The sequence below is a fragment of the Lelliottia sp. RD5 genome (assembly GCF_056032945.1).
This window is the reverse complement of record NZ_JBVYHQ010000002.1, coordinates 130,955-148,849: the sequence shown is the minus strand read 5'-3', so window position 1 is coordinate 148,849 and position 17,895 is coordinate 130,955. Positions and strand designations below refer to the sequence as shown.

At 54.2% G+C, this 17,895-nt stretch carries 19 protein-coding genes; 16 read left to right on the top strand and 3 right to left on the bottom strand.

Annotated features, from left to right (window positions below):
- The first annotated feature begins 284 nt into the window (after positions 1–284).
- A complete protein-coding gene (gene garD, locus AC0LWE_RS08460; protein WP_059177383.1) occupies positions 285–1,856 on the top strand; it encodes a galactarate dehydratase in 1,572 nt (523 codons plus the stop codon).
- Positions 1,857–1,909: 53 nt separating this feature from the next.
- Here garD and AC0LWE_RS08455 read toward each other — a convergent pair whose 3' ends face one another.
- Positions 1,910–2,719, bottom strand: coding sequence for a DeoR family transcriptional regulator (locus AC0LWE_RS08455; RefSeq protein WP_059177382.1), 810 nt, complete (start codon positions 2,717–2,719; stop codon positions 1,910–1,912).
- Positions 2,720–2,967: 248 nt separating this feature from the next.
- Between AC0LWE_RS08455 and kbaZ the strand changes: the two genes are divergently transcribed.
- The 11 genes from kbaZ (at position 2,968) to AC0LWE_RS08400 (ending at position 12,121) form a co-directional block, all read left to right on the top strand.
- Entirely contained in the window at positions 2,968–4,263 is a 1,296-nt protein-coding gene (gene kbaZ / locus AC0LWE_RS08450) for a tagatose-bisphosphate aldolase subunit KbaZ (RefSeq protein ID WP_219347349.1), read from the top strand.
- An 18-nt stretch (positions 4,264–4,281) separates the two neighbouring features.
- On the top strand, positions 4,282–4,755 hold the full coding sequence (gene agaV, locus AC0LWE_RS08445) for a PTS N-acetylgalactosamine transporter subunit IIB (RefSeq protein ID WP_219347348.1): 474 nt from the start codon (positions 4,282–4,284) through the stop codon (positions 4,753–4,755).
- Positions 4,756–4,765: 10 nt separating this feature from the next.
- A complete protein-coding gene (gene agaW / locus AC0LWE_RS08440) occupies positions 4,766–5,542 on the top strand; it encodes a PTS N-acetylgalactosamine transporter subunit IIC (protein ID WP_131486386.1) in 777 nt (258 codons plus the stop codon).
- Positions 5,532–6,410, top strand: a complete 879-nt coding sequence (gene agaE / locus AC0LWE_RS08435; RefSeq protein WP_219347347.1) for a PTS N-acetylgalactosamine transporter subunit IID — start codon at positions 5,532–5,534, stop codon at positions 6,408–6,410. Before agaW ends, agaE begins: the two co-directional genes overlap by 11 nt.
- A 14-nt stretch (positions 6,411–6,424) precedes the next feature.
- A complete protein-coding gene (gene agaF / locus AC0LWE_RS08430; RefSeq protein WP_131486388.1) occupies positions 6,425–6,859 on the top strand; it encodes a PTS galactosamine/N-acetylgalactosamine transporter subunit IIA in 435 nt (144 codons plus the stop codon).
- Positions 6,860–7,218: 359 nt separating this feature from the next.
- Positions 7,219–8,361 carry an SIS domain-containing protein gene (locus tag AC0LWE_RS08425; protein WP_219347346.1) on the top strand — a complete coding sequence of 381 codons (1,143 nt, stop codon included), beginning with the start codon at positions 7,219–7,221 and terminating at the stop codon, positions 8,359–8,361.
- A gap of 12 nt (positions 8,362–8,373) precedes the next feature.
- Positions 8,374–9,252, top strand: a complete 879-nt coding sequence (kbaY, locus tag AC0LWE_RS08420) for a tagatose-bisphosphate aldolase subunit KbaY (RefSeq protein ID WP_204771763.1) — start codon at positions 8,374–8,376, stop codon at positions 9,250–9,252.
- 44 nt (positions 9,253–9,296) lie between these two features.
- Positions 9,297–9,773 carry a PTS galactosamine transporter subunit IIB gene (gene agaB / locus AC0LWE_RS08415; RefSeq protein WP_219347345.1) on the top strand — a complete coding sequence of 159 codons (477 nt, stop codon included), beginning with the start codon at positions 9,297–9,299 and terminating at the stop codon, positions 9,771–9,773.
- Between the two features lie 52 nt (positions 9,774–9,825).
- A complete protein-coding gene (gene agaC, locus AC0LWE_RS08410) occupies positions 9,826–10,629 on the top strand; it encodes a PTS galactosamine transporter subunit IIC (protein ID WP_219347344.1) in 804 nt (267 codons plus the stop codon).
- On the top strand, positions 10,619–11,410 hold the full coding sequence (gene agaD / locus AC0LWE_RS08405) for a PTS galactosamine transporter subunit IID (protein ID WP_059177372.1): 792 nt from the start codon (positions 10,619–10,621) through the stop codon (positions 11,408–11,410). Before agaC ends, agaD begins: the two co-directional genes overlap by 11 nt.
- Positions 11,411–12,121, top strand: a complete 711-nt coding sequence (locus tag AC0LWE_RS08400; protein WP_202668372.1) for a galactosamine-6-phosphate isomerase — start codon at positions 11,411–11,413, stop codon at positions 12,119–12,121.
- Positions 12,122–12,160: 39 nt separating this feature from the next.
- Here the strand turns inward: AC0LWE_RS08400 and rsmI are convergent, their stop codons facing one another.
- Positions 12,161–13,027 (bottom strand): 16S rRNA (cytidine(1402)-2'-O)-methyltransferase, encoded by an 867-nt coding sequence (gene rsmI / locus AC0LWE_RS08395; protein WP_059177370.1) that lies wholly within the window; start codon positions 13,025–13,027, stop codon positions 12,161–12,163.
- Between the two features lie 61 nt (positions 13,028–13,088).
- Between rsmI and AC0LWE_RS08390 the strand changes: the two genes are divergently transcribed.
- Genes AC0LWE_RS08390 through dolP form a run of 4 tightly spaced genes read left to right on the top strand, consistent with a single transcriptional unit; the run spans position 13,089 to position 16,803 of the window.
- Entirely contained in the window at positions 13,089–15,254 is a 2,166-nt protein-coding gene (locus AC0LWE_RS08390; RefSeq protein WP_219347343.1) for a penicillin-binding protein activator, read from the top strand.
- A complete protein-coding gene (locus tag AC0LWE_RS08385) occupies positions 15,212–15,607 on the top strand; it encodes a YraN family protein (RefSeq protein WP_202694020.1) in 396 nt (131 codons plus the stop codon). Before AC0LWE_RS08390 ends, AC0LWE_RS08385 begins: the two co-directional genes overlap by 43 nt.
- Positions 15,608–15,627: 20 nt before the next feature.
- The gene (gene diaA / locus AC0LWE_RS08380) at positions 15,628–16,218 is read left to right on the top strand and encodes a DnaA initiator-associating protein DiaA (protein ID WP_003861754.1); all 591 of its coding nucleotides are present in this window, start codon (positions 15,628–15,630) and stop codon (positions 16,216–16,218) included.
- A 9-nt stretch (positions 16,219–16,227) separates the two neighbouring features.
- Positions 16,228–16,803: a division/outer membrane stress-associated lipid-binding lipoprotein gene (gene dolP, locus AC0LWE_RS08375; protein ID WP_059177367.1), complete on the top strand. Its 576-nt coding sequence runs from the start codon at positions 16,228–16,230 to the stop codon at positions 16,801–16,803.
- Between the two features lie 48 nt (positions 16,804–16,851).
- On the opposite strand, the gene AC0LWE_RS08370 is transcribed toward dolP, so the two are convergent.
- Positions 16,852–17,889, bottom strand: coding sequence for a permease (locus tag AC0LWE_RS08370; protein ID WP_219347342.1), 1,038 nt, complete (start codon positions 17,887–17,889; stop codon positions 16,852–16,854).
- Between the last annotated feature and the right edge of the window lie 6 nt (positions 17,890–17,895).

The following is a 17,895-nucleotide window of genomic DNA, read 5'->3' as shown; positions in this document are numbered from 1 at the left end:
ATCACCCTCGCCCTGCACATTGTTGCATTGCTCAATTATCATAGCCTTCAAGCATATTATATTGAGCATATGCACAACCCCTTGGGCGCTAATGCACAGATTTACGCATTCCCCGGCAGACGCCGTCAGTGCGCGACCTGATGGGTGATCTTGATCACATTTTTATCCCGTAAGTCCTGACATTCTTTATTAAAGAAGGCAGCGTCTTTATTTTTTTCTAATAAGAAAATAAGCACACTCTTAACGACATTTAATATCTACTTTTCGCTGGAGAATACTGAACAATGGCCGACATCGAAATTCGACAAACGTCGCCGACGGCGTTCTATATAAAAGTACACGACACTGATAATGTGGCGATTATTGTTAACGACAACGGCCTAAAAGCAGGAACGCGTTTTCCCGATGGCCTGGAACTGATTGAGCATATTCCCCAGGGACATAAAGTCGCGCTGGTCGATATTCCTGCGCACGGTGAAATCGTCCGTTATGGCGAAATCATCGGTTACGCAGTACGCGCCGTGCCGCAGGGCAGCTGGATTGATGAATCGCTCGTCGAACTGCCAGAAGCACCACCGCTCAATACCCTACCGCTGGCAACCCGCGTGCCTGAGCCGCTGCCACCGCTGGAAGGGTACACTTTCGAAGGCTATCGCAATGCCGACGGCAGCGTGGGCACCAAAAATCTGCTCGGCATTACCACCAGCGTGCATTGCGTGGCGGGCGTGGTGGATTACGTGGTCAAAATCATCGAACGTGATTTGCTGCCAAAATACCCCAACGTCGACGGCGTGGTGGGCCTCAACCATTTGTATGGCTGCGGCGTGGCGATTAACGCGCCGGCGGCCGTTGTGCCAATCCGAACCATCCACAACATTTCGCTGAATCCAAATTTCGGCGGTGAAGTGATGGTGATTGGTCTGGGCTGCGAAAAGCTCCAGCCAGAACGCCTGTTACAGGGCACTGAAGATGTCAAAGCGATTCCCGTGGACAGCGCAAGCATTGTGCGTTTGCAGGATGAACATCACGTCGGTTTTCGATCGATGGTGGACGACATTCTGCAGGTTGCCACGCGCCATCTGGAAAGGCTCAACAAACGCCAACGCGAAACCTGCCCGGCTTCAGAGCTGGTGGTCGGCACACAGTGTGGCGGCAGCGATGCGTTCTCTGGCGTGACGGCAAACCCGGCCGTCGGCTACGCGTCGGATCTGTTTGTGCGTTGCGGCGCAACGGTGATGTTCTCGGAAGTGACCGAAGTACGTGATGCGATCCACCTGCTGACTCCGCGCGCCATCAACGAAGAGGTGGGCAAACGCCTGCTGGAAGAGATGGCCTGGTACGATAATTATCTCGATTTGGGTCAAACCGACCGCAGCGCGAACCCGTCCCCTGGCAACAAAAAAGGCGGTCTGGCAAACGTGGTGGAAAAAGCATTGGGTTCGATTGCGAAATCTGGCCAGAGTGCGATTTCAGAAGTGCTCTCGCCAGGGCAACGTCCGACCAAACGCGGTTTGATTTATGCCGCAACGCCCGCCAGCGATTTTGTCTGCGGCACGCAGCAGGTCGCCTCGGGTATCACGGTGCAGGTCTTCACCACGGGTCGCGGTACGCCATACGGCCTGATGGCGGTTCCAGTTATCAAGATGGCAACCCGCACCGAACTGGCAAACCGTTGGTATGACTTGATGGATATCAACGCGGGCACCATTGCTACCGGTGAAGAGAGCATTGAGGACGTGGGCTGGAAACTGTTCCACTTTATTCTTGATGTGGCGAGTGGCCGCAAAAAAACCTTCTCGGATCAATGGGGCTTGCACAACCAGCTGGCCGTGTTTAACCCGGCTCCGGTGACCTGATTTGCAGTAAACCCGATCGCCCTCTTCTCACGCAGAGGGCGATTTTAAAACCATTACCCCGCCACGAGAATCACATCAATCCCGTTTTTACGCAGTCCTTCCAGACTGTCCGTCGGGATCCCTTCATCGACAATAATCATATCAATGCGTTGCGTATCAATAATTTTATGCAGACTTGAACGATTAAACTTGGTCGAATCCGTCACAACAATAATCCGCTCTGCGACTTCACACATCTTTCGGTTAAGCCGCGCTTCGTCTTCATTGTGGGTGCTGACGCCGCGATCGAGATCGATGGCGTCCACGCCCAAAAACAGCAGATCAAAGTGATAGTTTTGCAACGACTGCTCAGCCTGATCGCCATAAAACGACTGCGACTGCCGACGCAAATGACCGCCGGTCATCAGCAGCTCCACGCCTTCCGCTTCAAGCAACGCATTAGCGACGTTCATGCCGTTTGTCATGGCGATCACATCGCTGTGCTGTCGCATCATGCGTGCGATTTCATAGGTGGTGGTACCCGAATCGAGAATCACGCGATGGCCGGGTTTAATCAGATTCGCCGCCGCCTGGGCAATGCTGCGCTTCATTGCCGTATTGAGCGAACTTTTGTCTTCAACAGAGGGCTCGACGCCAGGCGTATTACCGTCACAGATCAACGCCCCGCCGTAGGCACGAACGGCAATGCCCTGCTTTTCCAGAAAGGCCAGATCGTTACGGATCGTGACCGTAGAGACGCCATAAAGCTGAGAAAGATCGTTAACTTGTACGCTTCCCTGCTGCCGTAACCGCTGGATTATCTGCTCACGCCTTTCGCTCGTGCCCGTCACGCGTTTTTCCGCGGATGAATCGCTGCTGCTCATAAGAGCTCCTTTAAAAATCTTTCGTTTCATTTCGATTGAGCTATTAACACCTTTCTTTTAGTGGAATGCAAGCCCCACTGGCGTCGTCACGGTAGCGATGAAAAGTGCTGAAACCTTTCGTTATGTTTCTTTTGTGAAACAGATCGGAAAACTATTATCTTTCGTTTTATTTTTACGTCACCATGCAGCAGTATAAACAGAAACAAAACGAAAGATAAATGTCATAGCCATCCGAAGTGGAGAGGAAAGTGAAACATCTTATTGAAATGGTGGAAATGCACAAACAAGGCGCGGCAAACGGAATTTATGCCGTGTGCTCCGCACATCCACTGGTACTTGAAGCCGCAATTCGATTCGCCCACACGCACAACACCGCTTTGCTGATTGAAGCCACATCCAACCTGGTGGATCAGTTTGGTGGTTACACCGGCATGACGCCTGCCGACTTCCGTGGTTTCGTCCACCAGCTTGCGGACGCGCTGAGTTTTCCCCGCTCCATGCTCATTTTGGGCGGCGATCATCTTGGCCCAAATCGCTGGCAACACCTCACCGCTGACGAAGCCATGGCAAATGCGGAAACGCTTATCAAAAGCTACGTGGCAGCAGGCTTTAAGAAGATCCACCTCGATTGCAGCATGTCTTGCGAGGACGATCCGATTCCTCTGACGGATGAGATCGTCGCGACACGCGCCGCACGGCTGGCGAAGATAGCCGAAGAAACCAGCGGCGAATGCTTTGGACAGTCCGATCTGGTGTACATCATCGGCACCGAAGTGCCCGTGCCCGGCGGTGCTCACGAAACGCTGAGCGAACTGGAAGTCACGACACCGGATGCGGCACGCGCAACGCTTGCAGCCCATCGCCTTGCTTTCGAGAAGCAAGGGTTAACCGATCTTTGGTCACGGATCATCGGGTTGGTGGTTCAGCCCGGCGTTGAGTTCGACCACACCCACGTGATTGACTATCAACCGCAAAAAGCGGCGGCGCTGAGTGCGATGGTTGAAGAGTACGACACGCTGGTGTTTGAAGCTCACTCCACCGATTACCAGACGCCGCAGGCGCTGCGCCAGTTGGTGAAAGATCATTTTGCGATTCTAAAAGTCGGTCCGGCACTCACTTTTGCCCTGCGTGAGGCTCTGTTCTCGCTGGCGGCGGTTGAAGAAGAATTACTCCCCGCGAAAGCCGGATCTGGCCTGCGCCACGTGCTGGAAAACGTGATGCTCGATCGCCCGGAATACTGGCAAAGCCACTACCACGGCGATGGCAACGCGCGCCGTTTGGCACGCGGCTACAGCTATTCAGATCGCGTTCGGTACTACTGGCCAGACAGTCAGATCGACGACGCGTTCGAGCGGCTGGTACGAAACCTGGCCGACGACCCCATTCCGCTACCGCTTGTGAGCCAGTACTTACCGCTGCAATACCGCAAAGTTCGCGAGGGCGCTCTCAAGGCTACGCCGCGAGAACTCATCATTGACCACATTCAGGACATACTGCGTCAATATCACGACGCCTGCCAGCGTGTCACGCCGCATAACGTATAACAACAACAGGAAAACACTATGCCAAACATTGTCTTATGTCGTATTGACGAACGTTTGATTCACGGCCAGGTGGGCGTGCAGTGGGTCGGGTTTGCGGGCGCAAATTTGGTTCTGGTCGCCAACGATGACGTGGCTGAGGATTCTGTCCAGCAAAACCTGATGGAAATGGTGTTGGCCGAGGGTATCGACGTTCGCTTCTGGTCACTGCAAAAGGTCATCGACAATATTCACCGCGCCGCCGATCGGCAGAGAATTCTGCTGGTCTGTAAGTCCCCTGCCGACTTCCTGGCGCTCGCAGAAGGCGGCGTGCCCGTCACCCGTATTAACGTGGGAAATATGCATTACGCGAATGGCAAACAGCAAATTGCCAAAACGGTCTCTGTAGACGCCAACGATACGGCGGCGTTTAACGGTCTGAAAGCCGCTGGGGTGGAGTGCTTCGTTCAGGGCGTCCCGACAGAACCCGCTTTGGATCTCTTTAAACTTCTCTGAGGGATTCACCATGGAAATCAGTTTATTGCAGGCGTTTGCGTTGGGCATTCTCGCCTTTATCGCGGGCCTGGATATGTTCAACGGCTTAACGCATATGCACCGTCCGGTAGTGCTGGGGCCGCTGGTGGGCTTGATTCTGGGCGATCTGCATACCGGGATCTTAACCGGCGGCACGCTGGAACTGGTCTGGATGGGCCTGGCTCCGCTGGCGGGCGCGCAGCCGCCGAATGTCATTATTGGCACGATTGTCGGGACGACGTTCGCGATTACCACAGGCGTGAAGCCGGAGGTCGCCGTCGGTGTGGCCGTGCCGTTCGCCGTTGCAGTGCAAATGGGAATTACGTTCCTGTTCTCCGTGATGTCAGGCGTCATGGCACGTTGCGACAGAATGGCGTCGAATGCGGATACCGCAGGCATTGAGCGGGTGAATTATCTGGCTTTGCTGGCACTCGGGATTTTCTATTTTCTTTGCGCTTTCCTGCCCATTTACTTCGGCGCGGAACATGCGAAGACGGCCATTGATGTGCTGCCCGCACGTTTAATTGACGGGCTTGGCGTTGCAGGCGGGATCATGCCAGCCATCGGCTTTGCCGTATTGCTGAAAATCATGATGAAAAACGTCTACATCCCCTATTTCATTCTCGGTTTTGTGGCAGCCGCCTGGCTTAAATTGCCGGTACTGGCCATTGCCGCTGCAGCGCTCGCAATGGCGCTGATCGATTTTGTCCGCAAATCCCCGGAGCCCGCTCCGGGCGCGCAGAAAGAGGAATTCGAAGATGGCATCTAATCACACCACCCTACCGACCGTTTCAGAGATCGACGAGTCGCTGCTTTCCGGCGTGAACGAAAATACTTACGAAGATCAGAAAATCGGCGCGGAGTTGACCAAACAAGATATCAACCGCGTGGCCTGGCGTTCGATGCTGTTGCAGGCTTCATTTAACTACGAACGTATGCAGGCATCGGGCTGGTTATATGGTTTGCTGCCGGCGCTGAAAAAAATCCATACCAACAAGCGCGATCTTGCCCGCGCGATGAAAGGCCATATGGGATTCTTCAACACGCACCCGTTTCTGGTCACCTTTGTTATCGGCATTATTCTGGCGATGGAGCGATCCAAACAGGACGTAAACAGTATTCAGAGCACTAAGATTGCCGTGGGCGCTCCGCTCGGTGGGATTGGTGACGCGATGTTCTGGCTGACGTTACTGCCCATCTGCGGCGGCATCGGAGCCAGCCTCGCGCTACAAGGTTCGATCCTGGGGGCGGTCGTATTCATTGTGATGTTCAACGTGGTACATCTGGGACTGCGTTTTGGCCTGGCGCACTATGCTTATCGGATGGGCGTCGCCGCGATCCCATTGATTAAGGCCAACACCAAAAAAGTCGGCCATGCAGCGTCCATTGTGGGGATGACGGTCATCGGCGCGCTGGTGGCGACCTATGTGCGCCTGAACACCACGCTGGAAATTACGGCTGGTGACGCGGTGGTGAAACTGCAAACGGATGTTATCGACAAGCTGATGCCCGCATTTTTGCCGCTGGTTTACACCCTCACCATGTTCTGGCTGGTGCGTCGTGGCTGGAGTCCGTTGCGCCTCATCGGCATCACGGTGGTATTGGGCGTCGTGGGTAAATTCTGTCACTTCCTGTAAACAAGGGGTTTGAGATGTTAGGCATTATTCTTTGTGGCCACGGCGGATTCGCCAGCGGTCTCGAAAAGGCGATGAAGCAAATCCTCGGTGAGCAAGCGCAATTTATTGCCATCGATTTTCCTGAAACCTCGACCACCGCGCTCCTGACTTCGCAGCTGGAGCAGGCGATAAGCGATTTGGACAGTCAGGAAGATATCGTCTTTCTGACCGATTTACTGGGCGGCACCCCGTTCCGTGTGGCATCAACCATGGCGTTGAAAAAACCCGGCTGGGAAGTGATCGCGGGAACCAATATGCAGCTCCTGCTGGAAATGGTGATGGAGCGCGACGGGTTAAGCAGCGAGGCGTTTCGCTTGCAGGCGCTTGAGTGCGGGCATCGCGGGCTGACCAGCCTGGTGGATGAACTGGGGCGCTGTCGCGAAGAAAAACCCGTAGAAGAAGGCATTTAGCCTCGCGCTCATTGTTTCTTTAGCAAACCCATTATCTTAAATTGCATTCCGGGCAGGCTCTCCCCCTTAGCCCTTTCACTCTGCGATACTTTGGCCTTACGTTAATCGCGTAGGGCCTTTCTTTTGCTTTCGATTAATAAGCATTGCTCGATGGAAAATAAAATAAATCTATAAAAGTTAATGCGTTACTCAAATCGTTCCTTTCCTCGATCACAAATTTCGTTTTATTTCTTTTACTGGCATTGACCTTTCACTTCCCTTTCTATAGATTTTAATTAATCGAACAAGTGAAACGAAACGAAAGACAAGGCACTGATGATCGCGTCTGATGTGGATTTCACATTACTAAGGACTGAGTTATGCCAGACACCCCTACCGCCACCGGCACCTGGACGGAAAAAGAGATCCGTCAGCAACCTGAGTGCTGGAGCCGTTCTCTACACCATATCGACACGATTCGACAGAGCCTCGATCGTTTTCTCTCGCCGTTGCTCAGCAAAAAGGATCTGCGGATCGTCCTGACGGGCGCGGGAACATCGGCATTTATCGGCGATATTATCGCTCCGTGGCTTTCGCGCCACACCGGGAATAATTTTAGTGCCATTCCAACCACCGATCTCGTGACTAACCCGATGGATTATTTGAGTCCAGCGCACCCTCTGCTGCTGGTTTCATTCGCCCGTTCCGGCAATAGCCCAGAAAGCGTTGCTGCCGTTGAGCTGGCAAATCAGTTTGTCCCCGAATGCTATCACCTGATGATTACCTGCAACGAAGCCGGGAGTCTTTATCAGAACGCAGTCGACAGCGATAACGCCTTTGCGCTGCTGATGCCGCCCGAGACGCACGATCGCGGATTTGCAATGACCAGCAGCATCACCACCATGATGGCAAGTTGTCTGGCGGTCTTTGATCCGAAAACGATCAACAGCGCCTCTTTCCACGACGTGGCAGAGCGCTGCCAAACGATCCTTTCGTCACTGGGCGATTTCAACCACGGTGTATTTGGCGCTGACGCCTGGAAAAGGATCGTTTATCTCGGCAGCGGCGGATTGCAGGCCGCAGCGCGAGAATCCGCGCTAAAAGTGCTGGAGCTCACGGCGGGAAAAGTGGTCGCATTCTATGACTCACCAACCGGTTTCCGCCACGGTCCTAAATCACTGGTAGATAATGAAACGCTGGTGGTGGTTTTTGTTTCCAGCCATCCGTATACGCGCCAGTACGATCTCGATCTGCTGACCGAATTACGCCGTGACCAGCAGGCTCTGCGCGTGTTGGCCTTGGCTGCGGACACCGATCCGGTTGTCGAAGCGGGTCCGCATATTTTGCTGCCTTCTTCACGCCCATTCCTGGATGTCGAGCTGGCGTTCTGCTTCTTGATGTATGCGCAGGTCTTTGCGCTCACGCAATCTATCAGCGTTGGAAATACCCCGGACACCCCCTCCGCCAGCGGCACGGTAAACCGTGTGGTGCAGGGCGTCGTTATTCACCCCTGGCTGGCTTAACAGGAGCGCATTATGAGCATTATCTCAACGAAATACCTTCTGCAGGATGCGCAGGCCAAAGGCTATGCGGTTCCGGCGTTCAACATTCATAACGCCGAAACGATCCAGGCGATCCTGGAAGTGTGCAGCGAAATGCGATCGCCAGTGATTCTGGCCGGGACGCCTGGCACCTTTAAACATATCGCGCTGGAAGAGATTTACGCGCTGTGCAGCGCGTATTCCCTCAGCTACGACATGCCGCTGGCGCTGCATCTCGATCACCATGAGTCGCTGGACGACATTCGCCGCAAGGTCAATGCAGGCGTGCGCAGCGCGATGATCGACGGCAGCCACTTCCCGTTTGAGCAGAACGTGGCGCTGGTGAAATCCGTCGTGGAATTCTGCCATCTCAATGACTGCAGCGTCGAGGCCGAGCTGGGACGTCTGGGCGGTGTGGAAGACGATATGAGCGTGGACGCCGAAAGCGCATTTTTGACCGATCCGCAGGAAGCTAAACGCTTTGTGAAACTGACGGGGGTGGACAGCCTGGCCGTGGCGATTGGTACGGCGCACGGGCTGTATACCCATCGGCCAAAAATTGATTTTCAGCGTCTGGGTGAAATCCGTGACGTCGTGGACATTCCGCTCGTACTGCACGGCGCAAGCGATGTTCCAGATGAATTTGTGCGCCGCACGATCGCGCTAGGGGTCTGCAAAGTCAACGTGGCGACGGAACTGAAAATCGCGTTTTCCGCTGCCGTCAAAGAGTGGTTCAACGAAAATCCGCAGGGAAACGATCCACGCTTTTACATGCGTGTCGGTATGGACGCCATGAAAGAGGTGGTAAGAAACAAAATCAACGTTTGCGGCTCGGCCAATAAACTCGTGCTCGACTCCGCCGTCGTTTTATAAAAACTCACGCAATACACAACACACTATGAGCAGGAATGAAGAATATGAGCGCTCCTAATATTTTATTAACCCGGATCGATAACCGCCTGGTGCATGGTCAGGTTGGGGTCACGTGGACCTCAACCCTCGGCGCGAATTTACTGATTGTCGTCGATGACGACGTCGCGAAAGACGAGATCCAGCAAAAGCTGATGGGGATCACCGCGGATACCTACGGTTTTGGTATTCGTTTTTTTTCGATCGAAAAGACGGCCGCCATCATCTCCAAGGCCGCACCGCATCAGAAGATCTTCCTGATTTGCCGTACGCCGGAGATCGTCAGGAAGCTGATCGAAGCCGGCGTGCCGCTGAAAGACGTTAACGTCGGGAATATGCATTTCTCGGAAGGCAAACGGCAGATCAGCAGCAAGGTTTATGTCGATGACCGGGATCTCAACGATCTGCACTTTATCAAGCACAGCGGTGTGAATCTCTTTATCCAGGATGTCCCGGGGGATGCGAAAGAGAGCGTTCCTGATTAATCGCCCTGTCTCGACATTCAAAAACTAAAGTCGCTATTACGAGGCAATAAAAATGCATGAAATAACATTGATTCAGGGGATTTCCCTGGCCGCGTTAGTGTTTTTCTTAGGGATTGATTTTTGGCTGGAAGCGCTGTTTCTGTTTCGTCCTATTATCGTGTGTACGCTCACCGGGGCGATTTTGGGTGATATCCATATCGGCTTGATCACTGGCGGTTTAACCGAGCTGGCCTTCGCGGGTCTAACACCAGCGGGTGGCGTGCAGCCACCCAACCCCATCATGGCTGGCGTGATGACCACCGTCATTGCCTGGTCTACCGGTGTCGATGCCAAAACGGCCATCGGGCTGGGGCTGCCGTTTAGCCTGTTAATGCAATACGTCATTCTGTTTTTCTACTCGGCATTTTCCCTGTTTATGTCAAAAGCCGATCGGTATGCGAAAGAGACAAACACCGCTGGCTTCGCCCGTCTTAACTGGACAACAACCCTGATTGTGGCCTGCACTTACGCGGTGATTACGTTCCTTTGCACCTATCTTGCGCAAGGCGCGATGCAGGCGCTGGTCAAAGCCATGCCGGCCTGGCTGACACACGGGTTTGAAGTCGCGGGTGGCATTCTTCCTGCTGTCGGTTTCGGCTTGCTGTTGCGCGTGATGTTCAAAGCGCAGTACATCCCTTACCTGATCGCCGGTTTCTTGTTTGTCTGTTACATCCAGGTCAGCAACCTGCTGCCGGTCGCTGTGCTAGGGGCTGGATTTGCGGTGTATGAGTTCTTTAACGCTAAAGCCAAAAACGCCGCTCAGCCTCAGGCTTCCGCTGCGGAAAAAGATGAAGAGGATTACAGCAATGGGATCTGAAATCAGTAAAAAAGACATTACGCGCCTGGGGTTCCGTTCTTCGCTTCTGCAGGCCAGCTTTAACTACGAGCGTATGCAGGCGGGCGGCTTTACGTGGGCGATGCTGCCGCTCCTGAAGAAGATCTACAAAGGCGATAAAGAAGGCCTGAGCGCGGCCATGAAGGATCATCTGGAGTTTATTAACACGCACCCAAATCTTGTGGGATTCCTGATGGGATTGCTGATCTCGATGGAAGAGAAAGGCGAAAACCGCAGCACCATTAAGGGGCTCAAAGTCGCGCTGTTTGGGCCGATTGCCGGGATTGGTGACGCGATTTTCTGGTTTACGCTATTACCCATTATGGCCGGGATTTGCTCATCGTTTGCCAGCCAGGGCAATCTGCTGGGACCGATTCTGTTCTTTGCTGTCTATCTCGCCATTTTCTTCCTGCGCGTGGGCTGGACGCATGTCGGCTATACGGTGGGAATAAAAGCGATCGACAAGGTGCGAGAAAATTCGCAGATGATTGCCCGTTCGGCCACCATTCTGGGGATTACGGTAATAGGCGGGCTGATTGCTTCTTACGTTCATATCAACGTCGTCACCACGTTTGCGATTGATGCCACCCACAACGTGGCGCTACAAAAAGACTTCTTCGATAAGGTCTTCCCCAACATTTTGCCGATGGGCTACACCTTGTTGATGTATTACCTTTTACGCGTGAAAAAGGCGCATCCGGTTCTGCTGATTGCAGTGACATTTGTCCTGGCTATCGTCGGTTCTGCGCTGGGGATTCTGTAAATGACTGGCATCGCATTCCAGGAACAGAGTGATTATCGCTCGCTCAGCGAGGCCGCCAGCGAGCAATTATTAGCCCTTATGCATCGCAAGCCGGATGCTGTTATCTGTCTCGCGACGGGTGCGACACCGGTGCTGACCTATCAGCTGTTGGTTGAAAAGATCACCGCACAACAGGTTGATATCAGCCGGATTACCTTCGTGAAGCTGGACGAATGGGTGGGGTTATCGCCAGAAGACCCGGCGACGTGCGAGGTGTTCTTGCAGCAGCATATTCTCAAGCCACTCGGCGTGGCGCCTGAAAACTACATTTCGTTCAGATCTGACAACGCCGATGACAGCGAGTGTGCGCGGATTGTGGAGCAGATTGCCCAGCGAGGTGGGCTGGATCTGTGTGTTCTGGGAATCGGCAAAAATGGTCATTTAGGACTGAACGAGCCGGATGAACAACTGGAACCCGCCTGTCATATCACCCATCTTGATGAGCGCACCCGGCTCCACGAGATGCTGAAGCAGGCTAACATCCCGGTCGAGAAGGGAATAACCTTAGGCTTGCGCGATATTCTGGCGGCGAGAGAAGTGTTGCTATTGGTTTCTGGCGAAGGGAAACAGCGGGCATTTGCTGAGTTTAAGGAAGGGAAAGTGACCACTCAATTACCGGCTTCATTCCTGTGGTTGCATCCGAAAACCACGTGTCTTTACTGCGATATGTGAATAGTCAGCCGGGCAACGCGACGTTTGCCCGGCTCGTCCTTACGATTCGGACTGCTGATCCAACGCATGCTTATACAGCGCGTTCTTTTTCACGCCGTGGATTTCGGCGGCAAGCGCAGCGGCTTTTTTCAACGGCAGTTCGGTTTGCAGCAACGCCAGCGTACGCAGCGCTTCGGCCGGTAGCGCCTCTTCCTGCGCTTTATGCCCTTCAACAATCAGTACCATTTCGCCTTTGCGGCGATTTTCGTCTTCTTTCACCCAGGCCAGCAGCTCGCCAACCGGCGCGCCGTGGATGTTCTCCCAGGTTTTGGTCAATTCACGGGCCAGCACCACATAGCGTGATTCGCCCCACACGGTGACCATATCTTCTAAACTTTCCAGAAGGCGATGGGTGGACTCATAGAAAATCAGCGTGCGCGGTTCGGCTTCGAGATCTTTCAGCGTGTCGCGACGGCCTTTCGATTTGGCGGGTAAAAATCCTTCATAGCAAAAACGGTCAGAAGGCAAACCTGCGGCGCTCAGGGCAGCAATGGCGGCACAAGGGCCAGGTAACGGCACGACGCGGATACCGGCTTCGCGACAGGTGCGCACCAGGTGATAACCAGGATCGTTGATCAGCGGCGTACCGGCATCGGATACCAGCGCAATGTTTTGCCCTTCTTTGAGTTTCGCCACCAGCGTTTCGGCTTTTTGTTGCTCATTGTGATCGTGCAGAGCGAACAGACGGGCGCTGATCGCGAAATGTTGCAGCAGTAAACCCGTATGGCGGGTGTCCTCAGCAGCAATTAAATCAACGGCTTGTAATACGGTGAGCGCACGTTGGGTAATATCAGACAAATTCCCGATAGGAGTAGGTACAATATAAAGCTGGCCTTGAGAATTATCTGCCGTTTCGTGTTGTTTCATTGTTTAGTCCGTATTGCCGATTTAATATTGAGCATTGCCTAAAAAAATCACTGGATACAGTATGGTACCCTTAACGTTTCTTCGAACAAAAGCTTCGCGCAGCCTTCCTATTATGCTGGCAGCCCTGATTTTCGCAGGCTGTGGCACTCAGGCGCCCGATCAGACTGCGGCCCATATGCAGGGTTCCGCGCAGGCTGATTCCGGCTTTTATCTGCAACAAATGTCGCAGAGCTCAAATGATACCAAGACCAACTGGCAATTACTTGCCATTCGTGCACTGCTGAATGAAGGTAAAACGCAGCAGGCACTCGATCTGTATAACCAGTTGCCGCAGGAATTGAACGATACACAACGCGGCGAGCAGTCGCTGCTGTCCGCAGAGCTGAAAATTGCGCAGAAAGATTATCCTGCGGCGAAAAAACAGCTGGCGGATATCGACGTGAAAGCGCTGGAGAACAACCAGCAGGCCCGCTACTGGCAGGCCGTTATCGCTGCCGAGCAGGGTCGCCCTTCCCTGGCACTCCTGCGCGCGCTCATTGCGCAAGAGCCGCTGCTGAGCGGCGCCGATAAGCAGAAAAATATCGACTCCACCTGGCAAGCGCTCTCTTCAATGACGCCGGAACAGGCTCAGGCACTGGTGATTAATGCCGACGAAAATGTTTTGCAAGGCTGGCTGGATCTACAGCAGATGTGGTTCAACAACCGCAGCGATCCAAAAATGCTTAAAGCGGGCATTACCGACTGGCAGACGCGTTACCCGCAAAATCCGGGTGCAAAAATGCTGCCGACGCAGTTGGTCAACGTGCAGAACTTCCAGCCTGCCTCCGTCAGTAAAATCGCCCTTTTGCTGCCATTGAACGGTCAGGCGGCGGTATTTGGTCGCACCATTCAGCAGGGCTTTGAAGCTGCGAAAAATGGCACCGCTGCGGTGACGGGGAACGCCGTTCCTGCCCAAGCAGCGCAGGCCGCGAATGTGAATGATGTCATTAGCCCATCAGCGGTGGAAACCAGCGATTTGACCTCTGCACAAGCGCCAGCCCAAGGCACAATGCAAAATCCAGTGACCGCCCCGACAACGCCGCCAACGACCCCCCAGGCCCCTGCTGAAACCGCAGCGCCAGCCGAAGCACAAGCGCCCGTTGAGACCCAGGCAGCCCCTGTCACCGACGCCGCAACGACACAACCACAAGCCACACTGTCCGATCAGCAGCCTGCCGCACAGCCACAAGCCGTTGCTGCAACGACCGCCAATCCGGGTGCAGAACTGAAAATCTATGACACCAGTTCTCAGCCACTCGATCAGGTGCTGGCGCAAGTTCAGCAGGACGGTGCCAGTATCGTGGTCGGCCCCTTGCTAAAGAACAACGTCGAAGAGTTGATGAAGAGCAACACTTCGCTGAACGTGCTGGCGCTTAACCAGCCTGAGCAAGTTCAGAATCGCGCGAATATCTGTTACTTCGCGCTGTCTCCGGAAGATGAGGCCCGCGATGCGGCGCGTCATATTCATGAACAAGGAAAACAGGCCCCACTGCTGCTGACACCGCGCAGCGCGCTGGGTGACCGCGTCGCCACGGCGTTTGCTCATGAATGGCAACAGCTCGGCGGCAATATCGTTCTGCAGCAGAAATTTGGCTCAACCTCTGAGCTGAGAGCGGGCGTGAATGGCGGGTCAGGCATTGCGCTGACCGGCAGCCCGGTTTCGGCCAGTCTGCCGCAGCAGCAAGGCGTGACCATCGGTGGCCTGACGATTCCGGCTCCGCCAACGGATGCGCAAATCAGCGGCGGCGGTAAGGTCGATGCGGCTTACATCGTCGCAACGCCAGAAGAAATTGCCTTTATCAAACCGATGATTGCTATGCGCAACGGCAGCCAAAGCGGCGTAACATTGTATGCAAGCTCGCGCAGCGCGCAGGGTACGGCTGGCCCAGATTTCCGTCTGGAAATGGATGGCCTGCAATACAGCGAAATCCCAATGCTTGCGGGCAGCAACCCAGCGCTGATGCAGCAGGCGCTGAGCAGCGTGCGTAACGACTATTCACTCGCACGTTTATACGCGATGGGTGTTGATGCGTGGGCGCTGGCGAACCACTTTACCCAGATGCGTCAGGTGCCAGGTTTCGAGCTTAACGGTAACACCGGCGATCTGACCGCGACCCAGGATTGTGTGATTAACAGGAAGTTATCATGGCTCAAATACCAGCAGGGACAGATCGTCCCGGCGAGTTAAGCCGCAAACAGACGGGCGACGCGTGGGAGCTAAAAGCGCGTCGCTGGCTGGAAGGCAAAGGACTGCGTTTTATCGCCGCTAACGTTCACGGACGTGGCGGCGAAATTGATCTGATCATGAAAGACGGTCAGGTTATCGTGTTTATTGAGGTACGTTTCCGACAGTCGTCCCGATTTGGTGGCGCTGCCGCCAGCGTGACGCTCGCCAAACAACATAAATTATTACAGACTGCCCACTTGTGGCTTGCCCGCCATAATGGGAGTTTTGATACTGTGGATTGCCGGTTCGATGTGGTAGCCTTCACCGGAAACGACATTGAGTGGCTTAAAAACGCTTTTGGCGAAGACGCATAATTAAGATTTAAAGGGATAACGTGCTCGAAAGAATTAAGGTTTGCTTCACAGAAAGCATTCAAACTCAAATTGCAGCGGCGGAAGCCCTCCCGGATGCTATTTCACGCGCAGCGATGACGCTGGTGCAGTCCCTGCTCAATGGCAACAAAATCCTCTGTTGTGGCAACGGTACCTCCGCAGCCAACGCACAGCATTTTGCTGCCAGCATGATCAATCGTTTTGAAACAGAACGCCCAAGTTTACCTGCCATTGCACTTAATACCGATAATGTGGTCTTAACCGCGATTGCCAACGATCGTCTTCATGACGAAATCTACGCAAAACAGGTTCGCGCCTTAGGCCACGCCGGGGATGTTCTGCTGGCGATTTCTACGCGCGGAAATAGCCGTGATATCGTAAAAGCCGTTGAAGCGGCCGTGACGCGTGATATGACGATTGTCGCGCTAACGGGCTATGACGGTGGCGAACTGGCAGGTCTTTTAGGACCGCAGGATGTGGAAATTCGCATTCCATCGCATCGCAGTGCGCGTATTCAGGAAATGCACATGCTGACGGTGAACTGTCTTTGCGATTTGATTGATAACACGCTTTTCCCTCACCAGGATGATTAAGGAGTACTAATGAAGGCATTAACGCCCCTCGCAGTCCTTATTTCTGCGCTGCTGCTTCAAGGATGTATCGCTGCGGCTGTGGTAGGTACAGCGGCTGTCGGCACCAAAGCAGCAACCGATCCGCGCTCTGTGGGGACTCAAGTCGACGACGGTACCCTGGAATTGCGCGTTAACAGCGCCCTGTCGAAAGACGAACAAATTAAGAAAGAAGCCCGCATTAACGTGACCGCTTATCAGGGCAAAGTGCTGCTGGCAGGCCAGGCACCCAATCTGGAGCTTGCGGCCCGCGCGAAGCAAATCGCCATGGGTGTAGAAGGCACCACGGAAGTGTTCAACGAAGTTCGCCAGGGTCAGCCTATTGGTCTGGGAACGGCATCGTCTGATACCTGGATCACCACCAAAGTGCGCTCACAGCTGCTGGGTAGCGATCAGGTGAAATCCTCTAACGTGAAAGTCACCACCGAGAATGGCGAAGTGTTCCTGCTCGGCCTGGTCACCGATCGTGAAGGCAAAGCCGCGGCCGATATCGCCAGCCGCGTGAGCGGCGTGAAGCACGTAACGACCGCGTTTACCTATATTAAATAAGCGCGTTTAATGGATAAGAAAAACCCGGCGGATGCCGGGTTTTTTGTTTTATAGCAGCGCAATACTGCCCGTTATCACGCCACTTAACGCGACCAGTAAACCCGTCAGCCAAAGCGCTTTCGCCGGGAATGACTTACGCAGCATGATAAGCGACGGAAGGCTCACGGCGGGCAGCGTGATTAGGAGTGCCAGCGCGGGAGCGGTACCCATACCGGCGAGCATCATCGTCTGCACAATCGGAATCTCAGCCGCAGTCGGAATCACAAACAAGCATCCGGCCACCGCCATCGCAATCACCCACAGCAGCGTGTTATCGATCGCGCCGTCTGCGTGAGGGAACAACCAGACGCGCGCCGCGCCTAACACGAGTACCGCCAGGATATACACCGGGATGGTGCTCCAGAAAAGCTGCCATAACGCTTTCCCCCAACGAGCAAAGAATCCGCCCTGCGGCTCCGAAGCGTCAATATCCACCGATACGGGCTGAACGGTATTATCTTTGACCAGATACTGAACTAAAGAGGCCACAATCAGCACGGTCAGTAGCCCGGCAACCAAACGGATCAACGCAAAGTGCCAGCCGAGCACAAAGCCCATAAAGACCAGCGTAGCGGGATTAAGCACCGGGTTTCCCATCCAAAACGCCAGCGCGCCGCCCATCGATACCTGCTGACGCCGCATGCCAGCCGTAACGGGCGCAGCACAGCAGGAGCACATCATGCCGGGCAGAGAGAAAATCGTCCCCAACAATGTTCCCTGAAAACGCGGCTGGCCTAACGTTCGCATCATCCAGTTGCGCGGAACCAGCACTTGAATGAGCGAGCCCAACAACACGCCCAGCACTGCGGCTTTCCATACGGCGAGGAAATAGACCATCGCGTAATCCCACGCCGCCTGCAACGGACTGGTGTCCGGCTGGGCGAGAATGGATTTGCCGATGCTGTGCGTGTCGGCGGCGGTGAAGGCTTTACCGTAATACGGCTGCCATTTCACATACCAAAGCCCGACGATAACGACGAGAAAAAAGAGTGCGGGTTTCCACCACTGAAAAGGCGTTGCCGCCTGAGATGAAGACTGACCAGTCATAACCTA

What these genes read in the sequence shown, in the direction of transcription:
- garD (WP_059177383.1), top strand. Translation starts at nt 285, where the DNA reads ATGGCCGACATCGAAATTCGACAAACGTCGCCGACGGCGTTCTATATA.
- AC0LWE_RS08455 (WP_059177382.1), bottom strand. Translation starts at nt 2,719, where the DNA reads ATGAGCAGCAGCGATTCATCCGCGGAAAAACGCGTGACGGGCACGAGC.
- agaV (WP_219347348.1), top strand. Translation starts at nt 4,282, where the DNA reads ATGCCAAACATTGTCTTATGTCGTATTGACGAACGTTTGATTCACGGC.
- agaW (WP_131486386.1), top strand. Translation starts at nt 4,766, where the DNA reads ATGGAAATCAGTTTATTGCAGGCGTTTGCGTTGGGCATTCTCGCCTTT.
- agaE (WP_219347347.1), top strand. Translation starts at nt 5,532, where the DNA reads ATGGCATCTAATCACACCACCCTACCGACCGTTTCAGAGATCGACGAG.
- agaF (WP_131486388.1), top strand. Translation starts at nt 6,425, where the DNA reads ATGTTAGGCATTATTCTTTGTGGCCACGGCGGATTCGCCAGCGGTCTC.
- AC0LWE_RS08425 (WP_219347346.1), top strand. Translation starts at nt 7,219, where the DNA reads ATGCCAGACACCCCTACCGCCACCGGCACCTGGACGGAAAAAGAGATC.
- kbaY (WP_204771763.1), top strand. Translation starts at nt 8,374, where the DNA reads ATGAGCATTATCTCAACGAAATACCTTCTGCAGGATGCGCAGGCCAAA.
- agaB (WP_219347345.1), top strand. Translation starts at nt 9,297, where the DNA reads ATGAGCGCTCCTAATATTTTATTAACCCGGATCGATAACCGCCTGGTG.
- agaC (WP_219347344.1), top strand. Translation starts at nt 9,826, where the DNA reads ATGCATGAAATAACATTGATTCAGGGGATTTCCCTGGCCGCGTTAGTG.
- agaD (WP_059177372.1), top strand. Translation starts at nt 10,619, where the DNA reads ATGGGATCTGAAATCAGTAAAAAAGACATTACGCGCCTGGGGTTCCGT.
- AC0LWE_RS08400 (WP_202668372.1), top strand. Translation starts at nt 11,411, where the DNA reads ATGACTGGCATCGCATTCCAGGAACAGAGTGATTATCGCTCGCTCAGC.
- rsmI (WP_059177370.1), bottom strand. Translation starts at nt 13,027, where the DNA reads ATGAAACAACACGAAACGGCAGATAATTCTCAAGGCCAGCTTTATATT.
- AC0LWE_RS08390 (WP_219347343.1), top strand. Translation starts at nt 13,089, where the DNA reads ATGGTACCCTTAACGTTTCTTCGAACAAAAGCTTCGCGCAGCCTTCCT.
- AC0LWE_RS08385 (WP_202694020.1), top strand. Translation starts at nt 15,212, where the DNA reads ATGGCTCAAATACCAGCAGGGACAGATCGTCCCGGCGAGTTAAGCCGC.
- dolP (WP_059177367.1), top strand. Translation starts at nt 16,228, where the DNA reads ATGAAGGCATTAACGCCCCTCGCAGTCCTTATTTCTGCGCTGCTGCTT.
- AC0LWE_RS08370 (WP_219347342.1), bottom strand. Translation starts at nt 17,889, where the DNA reads ATGACTGGTCAGTCTTCATCTCAGGCGGCAACGCCTTTTCAGTGGTGG.